We start from the raw sequence: 16,027 nt of genomic DNA, 5'->3' as shown, positions 1-16,027 counted from the left end.
GCGACAAGTATCAAGCCACGCTCACAGTGCATCGCTTTAAGGACGATAGCCGCCCCGAAGAGGAACGCTATAAAATTATCCTAAGCGTAGCCAAGCCCTGGACACCTTACCCATGACTCGGCGTCGTTGGGCTTGCCTGATTGTTCAGCGAAAGGTTCGGGTCTGTATCGACGGAGGCATCGTACCAACAAAGATGAAACGGGTGTCAAATGTCACCCCTCACGTCAACAAAAACTCACGCACATGACTGGTAAACACCTCACTCGCCTCGACGTTGGAAAGATGTGCGGCGTGGACTTCTTCGATCAATGACCAAGGAATGTGTTCGTTGAGAAAGCGTCCGCCTGCCGGTGGTGTTACCGGATCGTGGATGCCTGAGATCACCAATGTGGGGGCACTGATCGAACCCAGTTGCTCGCTGAAATCCGCATCACGCACGGCGGCGCAGCTGGCGGCATAACCTTCTGGCGACGTAGCGACGAGCATGTCAGTGATGCGCTTGACCTGGTCCGGGTTGGCGCCTGCGAACGCTGGTGTGAACCAGCGAGCAATGGAACCTTCACGCAATGCGACCATAGCTGCCGCGCCGTCCCGTTGCACCGCTTCAATGCGCGGGCCCCACATCTCGGGACCGCCGATTTTTGCCGCGGTGTTGCACAGCACCAGCTTGTGCAGCCGGTCATTGGCGTGAATCCCTAGCCACTGGCCGGTCAGGCCACCCAGGGATAAACCACAGAAATGCGCCTGGGGAATCTCCAGCCCATCTAACAAGGTCAATACATCGAGACCCAACTGCCTGATGGTGTAAGGGCCCGGTGTAACCAGCGAACGACCATGCCCTCGCGTGTCGTAACGCAATACACGGAAGTATTTGACGAAGGTCGGCATCTGGGCGTCCCACATCTCCAGATGGGTGCCAAGCGAGTTGGATAACACCAGAACCGGCGCATCCTCCGGCCCTTCAAGTTGATAATGCAATTCACCGTCGCCGAGTTGTAAAAATCCCATAGCAGCTCCGTCACTTATACGCAGTGTCTGAAAGACGCGCGCCCAAACGAGCGCGCAACTGGATCAATGGTCGTGATGCAGGTACGTCGGCTGTTTCGGCAAGCGCAAGCTGAACAGGAAGGCGACTGCCATCATGACCGTCACATACCAGTAGAAATTATTTTCCATGCCCTGATTCTTCAGGCTCAGCGCGACGTATTCAGCCGAGCCACCAAAGATGGCGTTGGCGACTGCATACGCCAGGCCTACACCCAATGCTCGAATTTGAGGCGGAAACATTTCAGCCTTCACCAAGCCACTGATGGAGGTATAGAAGCTGACAATCGCCAAAGCGAAAGTGATCAACCCGAAGGCAATGAACGGATTGGTGGTGGTCTTCAGCGTCATCAGAATCGGGACGGTGCAGAGCGTACCGAGGGCGCCGAACCATAGCATCGAATTACGACGGCCGATTTTGTCCGCCAGGATGCCGAACAATGGCTGCATGCACATGTAGAGGAACAACACGCAGGTCATGATGTAACTGGAGGTTTTAGGGGTCATGCCACCGGTGTTCACCAGGTACTTCTGCATGTAGGTTGTAAAGGTGTAGAAAATCAACGAGCCGCCAGCGGTATAACCGAGCACGGTGATGAAGGCCGCTTTGTGGTCACGAAACAAGGCCGTCATGCTGCCGGCATCTTTATCCTTGCGCATCTCGGCGCTGCTGGTTTCTTTAAGCGTGCGACGCAGGAACAATGAAATCAACGCCGCGATGGCACCAATCACAAACGGGATGCGCCAGCCATAGGCTTTCAGCTCATCAGCATCAAGAAACTGCTGGAGAATCACCACGGTCAGTACGGCCAGCAATTGGCCGCCAATCAATGTCACGTACTGGAACGAACCAAAAAAACCACGCTGCCCTCTGAGGGCGATTTCACTCATGTAGGTCGCCGTGGTGCCGTATTCACCGCCCACCGACAACCCTTGAAACAACCGCGCCACCAACAACAGTGCTGGGGCCCATGCGCCAATAGACGCATAGGTTGGCAGACAGGCGATGACCAGTGAGCCGGCGCACATCATCAGCACCGAAATCATCATCGAGTTTTTGCGGCCATGTTTGTCGGCCACCCGGCCAAACAACCAGCCACCAATCGGACGCATCAAGAAGCCAGCGGCAAATACACCGGCGGTATTGAGCAACTGAACAGTAGGATCGTCAGACGGAAAAAACGCAGGAGCAAAATAAATCGCGCAAAAGGCATAAACGTAAAAATCGAACCACTCAACCAGGTTGCCCGACGAGGCACCGACGATGGCGAAGATGCGCTTTTTGCGTTCTTCCGGGGTGTAATGCGCTGGCTCGGGTATGGCTGTAGTTGTTGTTGTCATTGTTAGCTCGCTCTGAGGGGTCACTGCCCCATTCTAGACATATTCTGTTACCGACCCACGCCAGAAAACGCAAACTTCCAGAACAAGTTGCGCCTTAGTTGCGTCAGGCCTTGTTCTGGATAGTTTTAAACGGCGTGGTCAGACGCGTTCGATCGCCAACGCCACGCCCTGGCCGACACCGACACACATGGTTGCCAGGGCTTTTCGGCCGCCGGTTTTTTCCAATTGATGCAAGGCTGTCAATACCAGGCGGGCACCGCTCATGCCCAATGGGTGCCCCAACGCGATTGCGCCACCGTTGGGATTTACCTGGGGCGCATCATCGGCGATACCTAGCCCACGCAACACCGCCAGACCTTGGCTGGCGAAGGCTTCGTTGAGTTCAATTACATCGAAGTCAGTCACCGCCAGGCCCAAACGTTCGACCAGTTTACGAACCGCAGGAACCGGACCGATGCCCATCACCCGTGGCGCGACTGCAGCGCTGGCCATGCCCAACACTCGGGCACGGGCAATCAGACCGTGTTTTTTTACGGCATCGGCGGACGCCAGAATCATCGCTGCTGCCCCGTCATTAACGCCGGAGGCATTGCCGGCGGTGACGGTTTTGTCTGCACCATTGACCGGTTTTAGTAGGCTTAATGTTTCAAAACGGGTGTCAGCGCGGGGGTGTTCATCTTGGGCAACGATTGTTTCGCCTTTTTTATGAGCGATACGCACTGGCACAATTTCTTCGTCGAAAAATCCAGCCGCCTGAGCGACGGCAGCCTTCTGCTGGCTGCGCAACGCAAAAGCATCCTGATCGGCTCGGGAGATCCCGTACTCTTCGGCGACGTTATCACCGGTTTGCGGCATGGAATCGACGCCGTATTGGGCTTTCATCAGTGGGTTGATAAAGCGCCAGCCGATGGTGGTGTCCTCCAGTTTCATGTTGCGAGAGAATGCCGCATCCGCCTTGCCCATGACAAACGGCGCACGGGACATGGACTCAACGCCGCCGGCAATTGCCAGCTCCATCTCGCCGCTGGCGATGGCTCGAAAAGCGTTGCCGACAGCGTCCATCCCCGATGCACACAGTCGGTTCAGTGTGACCCCCGGAACACTTTCCGGCAGGCCAGCCAGTAGCGCCGCCATGCGTGCGACGTTGCGGTTGTCTTCACCGGCCTGGTTAGCGCAACCAAAAAATACCTCGTCAACCTGGCTCCAATCCACCGAAGGATTGCGCTCCATTAATGCCTTTATCGGCACGGCAGCCAAATCATCGGCGCGTACCGTTGACAGTCCGCCACCAAATCGGCCGATGGGTGTACGAATCGCATCGCAAATATAAACGTCACGCATCATGCTTCTCCCGGTGTCTGACCATGAGCGACAGCCGTACGCGTTTCAAGATCACGCAGAGCGGTCAATTCGATAGCGGAGGGAACGTCTGAATACACGACGTTTTCGGCAAAGCGCACAGGCCAGCCAGTGGCGGCGATGACCTGATCCCGGGTTACGCCGGGGTGCAATGTGGTGACAACAAACTCATGGGTCACGGCTTCGGGCTCCATGATGCACAAGTCAGTGATAATCCCTACCGGACCAGCGCCTGGCAGGCCCAGTTTTTTCCGGGAATCGCCCCCTTCGCCGTGGCCAACCGAGGTCATGAAGTCGAGTTTGTTGACGAACGCCCGTGCCGACTGCTTTAGGATGATCAGCACTGACTTCGCCGAACCGGCTATTTCCGGCGCACCGCCCGCCCCCGGCAGACGGACTTTGGGGTTGTGATAATCACCGACCACCGTGGTGTTGATGTTGCCAAAACGGTCGACCTGGGCCGCACCGAGGAAACCGACATCGACCCGACCGCCTTGCAACCAGTAACGAAAAATCTCACTGGTAGACACCACGGTATCGGCGGTTTCTGCCAGCTCACCGTCGCCAATCGACAGCGGCAAAACGCTTGGCTTGGCGCCAATCGGGCCAGACTCATAGATCAACACGACGTCTGGCGACGAGGTCAGCCGCGCCAGGTTTGCTGCTTTGGATGGAAGACCGATACCGACAAAGCACACTGAGCCGTTTTTCAATCGACGTGCGGCTGCGACCGTCATCATTTCATTGGTTGTGTACATCATTATTTAGCCTCCGATGCAGCGGCCAGGTGCGCTTTGAACGCACCGAAGTCGGCGGTGCCATGAATATACTCGGTGATCCATGCGGTAAACCTGTCGCGGTCACGGGAGATGGCATCCCACGCTTGGTAAAAACGATTGTCACGCTCGTAATAACCATGGGCGTACGACGGATGAGCGCCGCCTGGCACTAGACACACAGCACTCAGGGCCCACGTGGGTAATACGCAGGCGTTCATTGGCGCATTCAGGTTGTCGACGATCTCTTCCACGGTGACGATGCAGCGTTTAGCCGCCAAAGCCGCTTCTTTTTGCACGCCGAGAATGCCCCATAACAGCACGTTGCCTTTGCGATCAGCCTTCTGTGCATGGATCACCGTGACGTCTGGGCGCACCGCCGGAACCGCCGCCAGCACTTCGCCGGTAAAGGGGCAGGTTACGGTTTTGATCAGCGGATTTACCTTGGGCAGGTCCGAGCCGGCATATGCACGAAGCACAGCGAACGGCAGCCCTGAGGCGCCGGCGACATAAGCGTTGGCCAGGTCAGCATGGCTGTGTTCTTCAATTTCTATCGAGCGCGGCCATTGTTTCTCTACCGCATCACGCAAGCGGTACAACGAACCCACGCCAGGGTTACCACCCCACGAGAAAATCAGTTTTTTCGCACAACCTGCGCCGATCAGTTGGTCATAAATCAAATCAGGCGTCATGCGGACCAATGTCAGGTCTTTTTTACCCTGACGGATAATTTCGTGGCCTGCCGCACTGGGAATCAGATGGGTGAAGCCTTCCAATGCAACGGTGTCGCCATCGTTGACGAATTGCTTCACGGCATCGTGCAAAGAAATAATTTCAGCCATGGGGTGCTCCGGATTCAACAATCGATAAACAACGCGAATGAACGGCGCTGGATTGCGAATCAGGTTATGCCTGAGCGCGGAGGCAGACAATCCGATAATCGACTAACTGTTCGGTAATCGCCCAACTTGTAAAGCTCAGATTCAAGGGCCGGTCAGGTAAACAACTGGGTACTCAGGTCACGACTGGCATCGAGCATGATCGGCAAGAACCGTTGCTCCAGGTCGCTACGTGCCACCCGTCCGGCGCTGGTGCTAACGTTGAGTGCTGCCAGTACCTGGCCAGAGGCGTCGTACACCGGCACCGCAATCGAACGCAGCCCTTGCTCCAGTTCCTGATCGACGATGCACCAACCTTGCTGGCGAACCTGTTGCAGGCACTCCAGCAGCGCCTCGGGCGTGGACAACGTGCGGCTGGTTTTCGGTTGCAGGTCGACATGATCGAGGTATTCATGCAGCGAAACATCATCCAGGGCCGCCAGTAGAATGCGGCCCATGGACGTGCAATAAGCAGGCAGCCGCCCGCCGACTGACAGATCCACCGAAATCAACCGCTGGGTTGTGGCCGAACGAGCGATATAAAGGATGTCATCACCCTCAAGCGTGGCCATATTGCAGGCTTCATGCAATTGGTCGCTCATGCGGTCCAGGTATGGCTGGGCGGAAATAGCCAGGGGCGTCGATGAGAGGTAAGCGTGCCCCAGCGTCAGTACTTTCGGCAGCAGGGAATAATTCCTGCCGTCGCAGGTCGCATAACCGAGCTTGATCAGGGTATGCAGGCAACGACGTACGGCGGCACGTGGAATCTCAGTGCGATGGCTGATCTGAGCAATGGTCAGTTGGCGCTTACGCTCCTGAAATGCATGGATTACCGCCAACCCACGGGCTAACGAGGTCATAAAATCCGGATCACCGGTCAACGCTTGAATTCGTTTAGCCGGTGACGCCACGATGGGCGGAGCCAGCGACGTAAAAGAATTTCGCAGTTGATCGTTCATCCAGTTACCGCCTGTCATTGCCCTTTCAAGCCGGAGTTATAGCCGTTTGCGACGCCTGCGTGAAGCGCAGTTCTGTTCGCTTTGGGCGATTATCGAACGAACGGGCGATAATCGCAATTGACCCAGAACCAAGATCCTTATACCTTTCACGGGCCATCAAAGTGGCTTCTTGGAAATACTGGTCAGGTACCCACGAGAAGTCCCTGGGCACGGCCTTGCCCACGAAGCAGGGCCGTTTTTATTTCCCGAGCTTTCGCTAACGCGGACATGGCCGGTAATAGATATCGGATATGAAAAGTTCCATTGATACTGCAAACGTCAGAACTTCAGAACTGCTCAACAAGAAAACGCAGCACAGATAGAAGTCTGCCGTAATAAACTCGCACTTAGAGTTGACGCCGCACGGCATCTTCGAGATAGTATTGGTCATTCGACTGGCTATAATGCCCCGCCGTGATTGCCCTTCCACCGCGCTAAGCGTGGATCCAATCACCTGAACCTTGCCCATGTCAGCGCAAGGTTTTGTCAACATGCGGTTGAGACGTCGAATCCATTGTCAGCCAATGCGCTTACAAACCGTAACTGTAGCTACGACAGCTTTGTTTTCTGGTGCCCGTAGCCGCGTGCAGCAAAGAAGTGTGTTACACGTTGCCCGACAAGGATCAGGCTGCTTAAACAGCCCTAAGCCTGGCAATAGACTGTAATAAATTTCCAAGCTCTGCGTTTCACCGGAATAAATCTCGACTTAATTAGGTAACACTGTGACGAAAGATGAACTGCGCGTGGAACTTGAGCGCCAGGAACAACGTTACAAGGACGTATACGGCGGGGAAGTCACCACCTACGCCGCGCAACCAGAGCCGGAACGAAAGCCTTGGCGTAAAAGAGCCAGCCTTCTCGATCAGGCTTTTCAGCAAGAATTGCAAAAAATGGAAAAAGACCTCAAGGACGAACCCAGCACTGAAGACTGACGCCAGTCTCGGCTGAGTATCTCGCCGCTGCAGGAGTCAACTTGTTGGCGAGAAGCCCGATGCGGTATGCCAGCTACGTTGCTGCCAAACACCTGTCACCGTGATTCACGGCCGCTAGTAGCGGGTATTGCGGTAGCTGTGCTTGTCGTTCCAGTTGAAAGTGTTACCGGCGAGCAGCATATGCATCGATTTGTAAGGTTTTCTGGCATACTCGCGGCCCTTTAAGACCGGGTCATAAAACCTTCATGATCGATTTTTTCAGCGGACTGGATGCTTGGGTAGTCGTGAGCCTTGTGCTTGCTGTGGCCTTCGTCCTTACCTTCGAGTTCATCAACGGCTTTCATGACACCGCTAATGCGGTCGCGACGGTCATTTATACCAAAGCCATGGCACCGCATCTGGCAGTGTTCCTGTCCGGGGCATTTAACTTTCTCGGTGTCTTGCTGGGCGGTGTCGGCGTGGCATACGCCATCGTTCACCTGCTCCCGGTCGAGCTGCTGATCAACGTCAACACGGGGCACGGGTTGGCCATGGTGTTCTCGCTGCTGGCGGCGGCGATTACCTGGAACCTCGGCACTTGGTATTTCGGTATTCCGGCCTCCAGTTCACATACCCTGATCGGTTCGATTCTGGGTGTTGGCCTGGCCAACGCAATGATCAACAACATCCCGATGGCTGACGGCATCAACTGGCAGAAAGTGATTGATATCGGTTCATCACTGGTCTTTTCGCCAATCGCCGGCTTTGCCGTTTCAGCGCTGCTGCTACTCGGCCTGAAGTGGTGGCGCCCGCTGTCGAAGATGCACAAAACTCCGGACCAGCGGCGCAAACTCGACGATAAAAAACATCCGCCCTTCTGGAATCGACTGGTGTTGGTGGTTTCTGCCATGACCGTCAGCTTCGTGCACGGCTCCAACGATGGTCAAAAAGGTATCGGCCTGATCATGCTGGTACTGATCGGCATTGTGCCCGCTCAATTCGTTCTTGACCTGAGCAGCACCACCTATCAAATCGAACGTACCCGCGACGCGACATTACATCTCAGCCAGTTCTATCAGCGCAACAACGCAACGCTGGGTGAGTTTTTAGCGCTGGGCAAATCCCAGGACAGCGACCTGCCAGCGAGCTCAAGCTGTAATCCGGAGCAAACCGAGCCCACTATCAACGCCCTGTTGAACACACTCAAAGGGGTAACGGACTACCATTCTCTTTCCGCTGAGAGTCGTATCGAAGTGCGTCGCTACTTACTGTGCATGGACGACACCGCCAGAAAGGTCGGCAAAATTCCTGAGCTGGGTGCGCGTGAAAAGTCAGATCTGGAAAAGCTCCGCAAGGACCTTACGGTCACCACTGAATATGCACCATTCTGGGTAATTTTGGCCGTGGCGCTGGCCTTGGGCTTGGGCACCATGATCGGCTGGAAGCGAGTAGTGCTGACCATAGGCGAGAAAATCGGCAAACAGGGCATGACCTATGCCCAAGGCATGTCGGCCCAAATCACGACGACGCTGGCCATCGGGTTAGCCAACGTATGGGCATTGCCGGTTTCAACGACACACATTCTGTCATCCGGTGTCGCGGGGACCATGGTTGCAAACAAGAGTGGTCTGCAAGGCGGCACCGTCCGCAACATTTTGCTGGCATGGGTTCTGACCTTGCCCGCGACTGTGGCCCTTTCAGCTGGATTATTCTGGCTCGCTTCCAAAGCGCTGGCCTGACCCAGCCTCTGCTTGATCAAGCCTGCCTGCGCATCGCGGGGCAGGCTTGCCTGGGACAACTCGCACCGCCCGCCGGGCGATTCAAACTCCCGAACATCGATTAAAAGCCCCTCCCCAGCCAACGATCTGTGCGCCTCTTAGTTGCGACTAAACGCGATAACTCCCGATCAAGCGAGCAAAACCCTTCAACACCGGGCATCTGGCATCTTGCTCTGCGGACCGAACATCTATTCCAGCCAGTGGTCAACCAAATGGACGACGACAAATCGGAAGGATACCCACTGTGCATATCGCTGACATGACGATGTTCTACGCCCCTGCCAGCGGTGGCGTGCGTACTTATCTCGATGCTAAACATCGTCGGCTGGGGCGCTACCCAGGCGTTCGCCATAGCCTGTTGATTCCGGGGGCCAGCCTGAGCCATAAGGACGGAATTTATAAAGTGCCTGCTCCGGCCGTGCCGTTTGGCAATGGCTACCGATTTCCCCTTCGCTTGGCTCCATGGCGAAAAGTCTTACACGACTTACAACCCGATCTGATTGAAGTTGGTGATCCTTATTTAACGGCTTGGGCAGCGTTAGATGCCCGTCGGCAATTGGACGTCCCCGTCATCGGCTTTTACCACTCCGATTTGCCGTTGTTAGTGAGTAACCGTATCGGAAGTTGGATAGGGACCAACGTCGAAGCTTACGTCAGTAAGCTTTATGGCAACTTCGACCGGGTATTGGCGCCCAGCAGCGTGATGGCCAATAAACTCATCAGTCTGGGCGTGCAAAATGTACATGTTCAGCCATTAGGCGTGGACCTGGTGACGTTTTCCCCGAGCTTGCGCGATCCCCGGGTCAAGGCTGAATTGGGCCTCACTGACGATACCCGTCTTTTGATTTTTGCGGGCCGCGGCTCGCGTGAGAAAAATCTGCCTGTCTTGCTTGATTGCATGAAGCAACTGGGGCGTGGCTATCATTTGTTGCTCGTAGGGTCGCACATGCCAGCGGCCGTTCCGGATAACGTCTCGGTGATTGATCACTTCTGTCCCGCAGGCGAGGTCGCGCGGCTGTTAGCCAGCGCCGACGCGTTGTTACATGCGGGCGACCAAGAGACCTTTGGTTTGGTGATTCTTGAAGCCATGGCCAGCGGAATCCCGGTTGTTGCCGTGGCAGCCGGTGCCTTTACCGAAATCGTGCCGCCCTCTTGCGGAATGCTGTGCGAGCCTGACAACGCGTCGGCCATGGCCAGCGCTGTGCGGGAGTTGTTCAAGCATGGCAGCGTGCAAATGGGTGCCGACGCGCGAAATTATGTCGAGCAACGCTATGCCTGGGACGCGGTTGTCGCCGGGCTACTTCAACACTACCAGGCGGTGCTGGGTACCCGCCCGCCGGTGCTCGCCAATGGTTGAGACAGAACGCAGCGTGCTGCTGGTCTTGCACGACGTGTCGCCCGAAACGTGGCCCGACTATCAACCGTTCGTGGAGGCGGTCGACGCGCTGGGCGCCATTGCGATGACCCTGCTGGTGGTGCCTGATTTTCACAAACGCAATCCGATTGTCACTGACGCCTGGTTTCAACAGGAAATGGAGCGGCGCCTTGGCCGGGGTGATGAACTGGCGCTGCATGGTTATTACCATTGCGACGACAGTCCTGCGCCACGCACTCCACGGGACTACTTCATGCGGCGAATTTTCACCTGGGAGGGCGAGTTTTATTCACTCGATCGCGATCAAGCGCTGACTCGCCTGCACGCCGGCATCCAACTGTTTGCGCGGCTGGATTGGCCGCTACACGGGTTCGTCGCGCCGGCATGGCTCATGAGTCCGGGCACACGCGAGGTGCTGCGGGAACTGCCTTTTTCCTACACCAGCGACCCCCAGCATCTGTTTACGCTGCCGGACTTCAACCCGATAGACGCACCGGGCATTGTCTGGAGCGCCCGCAGCGCTTGGCGTCGTGGAGTGTCGAAACTGGTAGGCGATCGGCTTGAACAAAAATTCCAGACTGCACCTACGATCCGCCTGGGTCTGCACCCGGTGGACATGCGCCATTCGTTCTCTCGAAATTATTGGCTGCAATTGCTGCAACGATTGATCGTGAATGGTCGCACCCCTATGACCAAGGCCGACTGGTTGACCACTCAACTTACCGCAGTGAGAAATGCCGCATGAAAGGCGCCGCCTGGCTTTTGATTGCGTTGCTCACGGCCGTTCTGGTTCCCCTACTGCTGGGAGACAGCGAGACCGTTCAGCGTCTGCGTGAGTTTCCGCCAGGTTTGCTGCTCTGCATGTTCGGCATGGTTCTGCTGGGTTGGGTGCTGAATGCGTTGCGCATGCGGCTGCTGTTAGGTAATGACGTCGGCGACATCAGCCCACTGAAAAGCCTCGGTGTGGTCATGGCCACCGAATTCGCCATTTGTGCCACGCCAGGCGGCAGTGGAGGACCACTGGCCTTGATGGCTCTGCTTTCGCGCAACGGCGTACGACCGGCGAAGAGCAGCGCGGTGTTCGCCACCGATCAGCTAAGCGATTTGCTGTTTTTCCTGTGTGCGCTGCTGGGTGTGCTGTTCTACGCACTGTTCCACAGGTTAAGTCAGCGCCTGGAGTCGATGCTTGGCGTAAGTGCGGCGCTGATCCTGGGTGGGCTTTGCCTGTGCCTCGGCCTGGGCCGCTATTATCGGCCAATCATCAGGTTTAACGGCTATGTGCTCAAGCGCCTGGGCAGCAAGGCCTTCACGCGACGACGCTGGGCGCGAAAACTGCTGCACTTTCGCAATGCGCTGGTCGATACCCTGAAAATGCCCCGACAGAAGCTGCTGAAGGTGTTCTTGCTGACGTGCTTGCATTGGGCGCTACGTTACAGCGTGTTGTACCTGGCGCTGCATGGACTGGGCGCTGAGGTGCAGTGGGCATGGAGTTTTTTAGTCCAGATCCTGTCGCTGAGTGCGGGGCAATTGAGCTTGTTACCGGGGGGCGCTGGTGCTGCTGAATTAACCTCTGCCGCGTTACTGGCGCCCATGGTCGGTAGCTCCACGGCCGCAGCGGCCATCGTGATTTGGCGCCTGGTGACCTATTATTTTTATTTGATTGTGGGTGGGCCGGTATTTTTGCTGCTGGTGGGCCGACCGCTGCTTAACAAGCTGATGCGTTTCAAGGAAGCCTGACGGGTCATTTAATTTCAGGTTTTTCCGGCGTTGGAGTGCCCTGCAACTCCTGCCATAACTGTGCTGCACCCTCAAACTCAGTACCGTCATCGGGGGTCATTTCTTCCGGATCGTAACGGCTCAAACAGCCCTCGCCCAAAGTAGGCGGCGCGCTTGAGGTGGCTTTATCGAGTGGGTTGGTCATGTGGCAATCTCTGTAGGAGGTCGCCCTTCGTCCAGACGCCTCGCTGTCGCGCAGCAAACACAAAACCTGTAGGATCGTTGCTATTGCATGCTGTCAGGCGCTTTCTTGACTACCTTGGGATTTGAGTTGCCCCAGACCGTATAAAGGTCGGCTAATAGAGCCCCGTGTGCGTTTTCTATTTCCTGTTGCGTTATTGTCTCGTCGCCTTGTTGCCCAAACAGTACAACTTCATCGTCAGGCTGAATGCCAGCGACGTCAGTAACATCCACCATAATAGTGTTCATTGATGCGCGTCCCATGACTGGTACTTTATGGCCGCGAATCAACACGTGGGTCTTATTGCTGAGAGACACTGAATAACCGTCCGAATAACCCACCGGGATATTTGCCAGCAGCGAGTCTCGTTTAAGGGTCAATGTGCGGTTGTAGCCGACGGTGTTGCCTTTGGGGAAATGGTTGACGGCAGCAACACGGGATTTGAATTGCATGACTCGGCGATATTCGCTATGCCCTTGGGGTACATCCCCGAACAGCGCTCCACCGGGGCGCACCGCATCAAGGTGGGATTCTGGAAGTTCAAGGGTCGAGAATGAATTCGCTGCATGCAACAGCAACGACTTTCTATCTAGCCCCGCCTTTTGAACCACCTGTGCTGCCTGCGCATTGAACGTTTTCAAGCCAGCGACAACATCAGCCCGATCCTCGACGGGGAAGTGGGTCATGATACCTGCCACTTTCAGTGAGGGCAGGGAAGCTATTGCAAGTGCATCGTCCATTCCCTGGGTCGTTGCCAGCTCCAGACCGTTGCGCGACATGCCAGCGGAGTTGAGGGCCAAGTGAACGTTTAGTATTCTTTTTTTGCCCTCGGCGATGTCAGCCATCTTCTTTGCCAACGGCAGATTACCCGCCAGTTCCTCAACGTCATCTTGCATTGCAGCATCGATTTCCATGGGGGACGCCGTTCGTAAGCGCATCAGGCGGCCCGTGAAACCACCTGCCCTGACCGCCCGCAGTTCCTGATTACTTGTCACGCCGATACAGGTGATGCCCTCTTTTATAACGACGGGAAGCGCTATAGACAGACCGTGTCCATAAGCATCGGCCTTGAGCACCGCACACACAGTTGAGGTGTCGGCCACCTGTTTACGCAGTGTCCGAATATTATGGGTTAGGGCGTCTGTATCGATTTCCAGCCACGCGTTGGCTGCAATGTTTTTTTCTTCCGGCTCGGTAGCCGTTAAACCTGGGGCCGCCGTGATGAGAGAGGCGGAAAAAAGCAACGTAGTTGTTAATAACGCTTTAGTGAATGATGCCAATGCCATGCCGATCCCTCGCATTTGTAATCCGTTGCATTCGAGTAAACGAAAGTGGAAATTGTTTCGTGACACGGACAGTGGCAGTGAGTGGCCGCGTGGTACGCATTTCATCACACTTTGAAAAGGGGGCCAGCAGAAGTGTATTAGTTTTGGTTTCAGTACAAGTTTGTTAACTCAACCTCGCCCAGCTGCCCGCCATACGGCCCGAAACTGTGCTCGACGAAATGTCGGCTGCCGTCGGCGTTGACGATCAATGCGCTGCTTGCACGGGTGCCGTAGGTGGGGCTGGCGATGAAGACGCTGGACAGCAGAGTCTCAGTTGCCAGCCCAACGCCGGTATCCGGAAGCTCAGCCACGGGCGCGGTTTGCGGATCGCGCAATAATCGCAACAACTCCGACGGTTGCGGGTCGTCCAAGGCTGCGGTCAGTGCCGCTTTGGCCCTCAACAGCTTTGGCCACGGTGTATCCAGTCCCGCATTCGAAAGGCCATAAACACCGGCCTTCAGCCGCTGCGGCTGCGGATCGACGGCACTCAGGTAGTACAGCGAATCAGCCGTTCCCAACAGTAGATTGAAGCCGCCGTATTCCCCCGCCCGACCCGCGACCTCTGCCAGATAATCCTCAACCGGCTGCTCAGCCGTTAGCTCTTTATCATTTAAGAAGCGTGCGACCAACTCGCCCCGTGAGCGTCGTCCCAAGGGATGATTCGGGTCGCGGATATTGGTCAGCGCTGCAAATCGCCCGTGGCTACCGACGCCCAGCCACGTGCCGCCTGCTTCCAGGTCACGCCCGGCATACACCCCCGGTGCGTCCAGCCACTCGGCCAAGGGTGACGTCGGGCGCGCATAAAACTCATCGCGATTGGCCGCGACGATCAAGGGGTAGCGATGGGTAGGGCGCCAAGCGAAAACAATCAGGCACATGCGGGGCTCCTTTTTTCTCTCACTTTACCGCAGTTCTCACGGACATCCATTGCCCACCGGTAGAGGTGAGGGCCGTGCTTCCGTTACCATGGCGGACTGATTTCGGGGGCACCCATGGAATTTCTACTTTATTTGCTGTTGGGCGCCTGTGCTGGCGTGCTCGCAGGGTTATTTGGCGTGGGCGGCGGAATCATCATTGTGCCGGTGCTGGTTTACAGTTTCACCGCGCAGGGCTTCGATCCGTCAATATTGACTCACTTGGCGGTCGGCACATCGCTTGCGACCATTATTTTTACTTCGATCAACGCCGTGCGTGAACATCACCGCCTCGGTGCCGTTCGATGGGCCATTTTCATCTGGATGACCCTGGGGATTCTCATCGGTGCCGGTTTCGGTGCATTGACCGCCAGGGCTATCGCCGGTCCGCACCTGCAAAAAATCATCGGCGTGTTCGCGATACTGGTGTCCTTGCAGCTGCTGGCCGAGTTCAAGCCCAAGGCCAGCCGTGGTGTACCGGGTAAACCTGGCCTGACCTTGGCCGGCGCCTTTCTGGGTTGGGCCTCGGCAATTTTTGGCATCGGTGGCGGGTCATTGACTGTGCCGTTTCTGCTATGGCGCAGCGTGCCCATGCGGCAGGCAGTGGCCACGTCGTCGGCCTGTGGGCTGCCGATAGCGGTGGCCAGCGCGCTAAGTTTCATGATTCTGGGTTGGCATGATCCACTGTTGCCCGTTCACAGTCTGGGCTTTATTTATCTGCCAGCATTGCTGGGGATTGCCCTGACCAGTATGTTTTTTGCGCGCTTTGGCGCGCGGTTGGCGCATAAACTGTCGCCACGCTTGTTGACACGATTGTTCGCCGCGCTGTTGATGTGCGTGGGTATAAGTTTTCTGGTTCAGTAGCTCTGGTGACCTGGAGCGTTCTAATTGAGGAGTTGCAATGCTGCCTTACCCGCAGATTGATCCGGTTGCGTTGGCCATTGGTCCGCTGAAAATTCACTGGTACGGCTTGATGTACCTGATCGGAATCGGTGGTGCATGGTTACTCGCCTCACGCCGCATGAACCGTTTCGATCCGACCTGGACCAAGGAAAAGCTCTCCGACCTGATCTTCTGGCTGGCCATGGGCGTGATTGTCGGTGGGCGACTGGGCTACGTGCTGTTCTACGACCTGAGCGCGTACATCGCCAACCCCCTGCTGATATTTGAGGTGTGGAAAGGCGGCATGGCGTTCCACGGCGGCTTTATCGGCGTGATGATCGCCGCCTGGTGGTTCGGCAAGCGCAATGGAAAATCCTTCTTCCAATTGATGGACTTTGTTGCGCCAATGGTGCCGATTGGCTTGGGTGCAGGGCGCATTGGTAACTTCATCAACGCTGAGTTGTGGGGCAAGCCGACCGATCTGCCGTG

Annotated in this window: 16 protein-coding genes; 7 read left to right on the top strand and 9 right to left on the bottom strand. The window is 56.2% G+C overall.

Annotated features, from left to right (window positions below):
* Window positions 1–219: 219 nt before the first annotated feature.
* The 6 genes from pcaD to pcaR form a co-directional block, all read right to left on the bottom strand.
* The gene (gene pcaD, locus JWR17_RS08480) at window positions 220–1,008 is read right to left on the bottom strand and encodes a 3-oxoadipate enol-lactonase (protein WP_299830230.1); all 789 of its coding nucleotides are present in this window, start codon (window positions 1,006–1,008) and stop codon (window positions 220–222) included.
* Window positions 1,009–1,071: 63 nt separating this feature from the next.
* Window positions 1,072–2,385, bottom strand: coding sequence for an MFS family transporter (locus JWR17_RS08475; protein WP_299830228.1), 1,314 nt, complete (start codon window positions 2,383–2,385; stop codon window positions 1,072–1,074).
* A 138-nt stretch (window positions 2,386–2,523) separates the two neighbouring features.
* The gene (gene pcaF / locus JWR17_RS08470; RefSeq protein WP_299830227.1) at window positions 2,524–3,729 is read right to left on the bottom strand and encodes a 3-oxoadipyl-CoA thiolase; all 1,206 of its coding nucleotides are present in this window, start codon (window positions 3,727–3,729) and stop codon (window positions 2,524–2,526) included.
* Window positions 3,726–4,508 (bottom strand): CoA-transferase subunit beta, encoded by a 783-nt coding sequence (locus JWR17_RS08465; protein WP_299830232.1) that lies wholly within the window; start codon window positions 4,506–4,508, stop codon window positions 3,726–3,728. The genes pcaF and JWR17_RS08465 overlap by 4 nt, the downstream gene beginning before the upstream one ends.
* Window positions 4,505–5,362, bottom strand: a complete 858-nt coding sequence (locus JWR17_RS08460) for a CoA transferase subunit A (RefSeq protein ID WP_299830225.1) — start codon at window positions 5,360–5,362, stop codon at window positions 4,505–4,507. The genes JWR17_RS08465 and JWR17_RS08460 overlap by 4 nt, the downstream gene beginning before the upstream one ends.
* A gap of 152 nt (window positions 5,363–5,514) precedes the next feature.
* Window positions 5,515–6,357, bottom strand: a complete 843-nt coding sequence (pcaR, locus tag JWR17_RS08455; RefSeq protein WP_299830224.1) for a pca regulon transcriptional regulator PcaR — start codon at window positions 6,355–6,357, stop codon at window positions 5,515–5,517.
* Between the two features lie 761 nt (window positions 6,358–7,118).
* Here pcaR and JWR17_RS08450 point away from each other — a divergent pair.
* The 5 genes from JWR17_RS08450 (at window position 7,119) to JWR17_RS08430 (ending at window position 12,197) form a co-directional block, all read left to right on the top strand.
* Window positions 7,119–7,328 carry a hypothetical protein gene (locus JWR17_RS08450; protein ID WP_299830222.1) on the top strand — a complete coding sequence of 70 codons (210 nt, stop codon included), beginning with the start codon at window positions 7,119–7,121 and terminating at the stop codon, window positions 7,326–7,328.
* Window positions 7,329–7,573: 245 nt separating this feature from the next.
* The gene (locus JWR17_RS08445; RefSeq protein WP_299830220.1) at window positions 7,574–9,046 is read left to right on the top strand and encodes an inorganic phosphate transporter; all 1,473 of its coding nucleotides are present in this window, start codon (window positions 7,574–7,576) and stop codon (window positions 9,044–9,046) included.
* A gap of 283 nt (window positions 9,047–9,329) precedes the next feature.
* Window positions 9,330–10,442 (top strand): glycosyltransferase family 1 protein, encoded by a 1,113-nt coding sequence (locus JWR17_RS08440; RefSeq protein WP_299830218.1) that lies wholly within the window; start codon window positions 9,330–9,332, stop codon window positions 10,440–10,442.
* Window positions 10,435–11,205 carry a polysaccharide deacetylase family protein gene (locus JWR17_RS08435; protein WP_299830216.1) on the top strand — a complete coding sequence of 257 codons (771 nt, stop codon included), beginning with the start codon at window positions 10,435–10,437 and terminating at the stop codon, window positions 11,203–11,205. Before JWR17_RS08440 ends, JWR17_RS08435 begins: the two co-directional genes overlap by 8 nt.
* On the top strand, window positions 11,202–12,197 hold the full coding sequence (locus JWR17_RS08430) for a lysylphosphatidylglycerol synthase transmembrane domain-containing protein (RefSeq protein ID WP_299830215.1): 996 nt from the start codon (window positions 11,202–11,204) through the stop codon (window positions 12,195–12,197). Before JWR17_RS08435 ends, JWR17_RS08430 begins: the two co-directional genes overlap by 4 nt.
* A gap of 4 nt (window positions 12,198–12,201) precedes the next feature.
* On the opposite strand, the gene JWR17_RS08425 is transcribed toward JWR17_RS08430, so the two are convergent.
* The 3 genes from JWR17_RS08425 to JWR17_RS08415 all read right to left on the bottom strand — a co-directional run bounded on the left by JWR17_RS08425 (window position 12,202) and on the right by JWR17_RS08415 (window position 14,620).
* On the bottom strand, window positions 12,202–12,381 hold the full coding sequence (locus JWR17_RS08425; protein WP_299830213.1) for a hypothetical protein: 180 nt from the start codon (window positions 12,379–12,381) through the stop codon (window positions 12,202–12,204).
* Between the two features lie 80 nt (window positions 12,382–12,461).
* The gene (gene alr / locus JWR17_RS08420; protein WP_299830211.1) at window positions 12,462–13,718 is read right to left on the bottom strand and encodes an alanine racemase; all 1,257 of its coding nucleotides are present in this window, start codon (window positions 13,716–13,718) and stop codon (window positions 12,462–12,464) included.
* Between the two features lie 134 nt (window positions 13,719–13,852).
* Complete coding sequence (locus tag JWR17_RS08415) at window positions 13,853–14,620, bottom strand: NRDE family protein (protein WP_299830210.1); 768 nt, start codon at window positions 14,618–14,620, stop codon at window positions 13,853–13,855.
* A 114-nt stretch (window positions 14,621–14,734) separates the two neighbouring features.
* On the opposite strand from JWR17_RS08415, the gene JWR17_RS08410 reads away from it, so the two are divergent.
* Together JWR17_RS08410 and lgt are read left to right on the top strand one after the other, a co-directional pair.
* Window positions 14,735–15,520, top strand: coding sequence for a sulfite exporter TauE/SafE family protein (locus tag JWR17_RS08410; protein ID WP_299830208.1), 786 nt, complete (start codon window positions 14,735–14,737; stop codon window positions 15,518–15,520).
* A gap of 37 nt (window positions 15,521–15,557) precedes the next feature.
* Window positions 15,558–16,027, top strand: a 470-nt coding sequence (gene lgt, locus JWR17_RS08405) for a prolipoprotein diacylglyceryl transferase (RefSeq protein ID WP_299830206.1), incomplete at its 3' end; no start/stop codon positions are given.

This window comes from Pseudomonas sp., from assembly GCF_028293835.1.
In the GTDB taxonomy this organism is placed as follows: Bacteria; Pseudomonadota; Gammaproteobacteria; order Pseudomonadales; family Pseudomonadaceae; genus Aquipseudomonas.
This window is presented reverse-complemented; position numbering and strand designations above follow the sequence as displayed.

Excerpts from the sequence above, each read along its gene's own strand:
- pcaR (WP_299830224.1), bottom strand. The coding sequence starts at position 6,357 with ATGAACGATCAACTGCGAAATTCTTTTACGTCGCTGGCTCCGCCCATC.
- JWR17_RS08410 (WP_299830208.1), top strand. The coding sequence starts at position 14,735 with ATGGAATTTCTACTTTATTTGCTGTTGGGCGCCTGTGCTGGCGTGCTC.
- JWR17_RS08435 (WP_299830216.1), top strand. The coding sequence starts at position 10,435 with ATGGTTGAGACAGAACGCAGCGTGCTGCTGGTCTTGCACGACGTGTCG.
- alr (WP_299830211.1), bottom strand. The coding sequence starts at position 13,718 with ATGCGAGGGATCGGCATGGCATTGGCATCATTCACTAAAGCGTTATTA.
- pcaF (WP_299830227.1), bottom strand. The coding sequence starts at position 3,729 with ATGATGCGTGACGTTTATATTTGCGATGCGATTCGTACACCCATCGGC.
- JWR17_RS08430 (WP_299830215.1), top strand. The coding sequence starts at position 11,202 with ATGAAAGGCGCCGCCTGGCTTTTGATTGCGTTGCTCACGGCCGTTCTG.
- JWR17_RS08475 (WP_299830228.1), bottom strand. The coding sequence starts at position 2,385 with ATGACAACAACAACTACAGCCATACCCGAGCCAGCGCATTACACCCCG.
- pcaD (WP_299830230.1), bottom strand. The coding sequence starts at position 1,008 with ATGGGATTTTTACAACTCGGCGACGGTGAATTGCATTATCAACTTGAA.
- JWR17_RS08460 (WP_299830225.1), bottom strand. The coding sequence starts at position 5,362 with ATGGCTGAAATTATTTCTTTGCACGATGCCGTGAAGCAATTCGTCAAC.
- JWR17_RS08445 (WP_299830220.1), top strand. The coding sequence starts at position 7,574 with ATGATCGATTTTTTCAGCGGACTGGATGCTTGGGTAGTCGTGAGCCTT.
- JWR17_RS08415 (WP_299830210.1), bottom strand. The coding sequence starts at position 14,620 with ATGTGCCTGATTGTTTTCGCTTGGCGCCCTACCCATCGCTACCCCTTG.
- JWR17_RS08425 (WP_299830213.1), bottom strand. The coding sequence starts at position 12,381 with ATGACCAACCCACTCGATAAAGCCACCTCAAGCGCGCCGCCTACTTTG.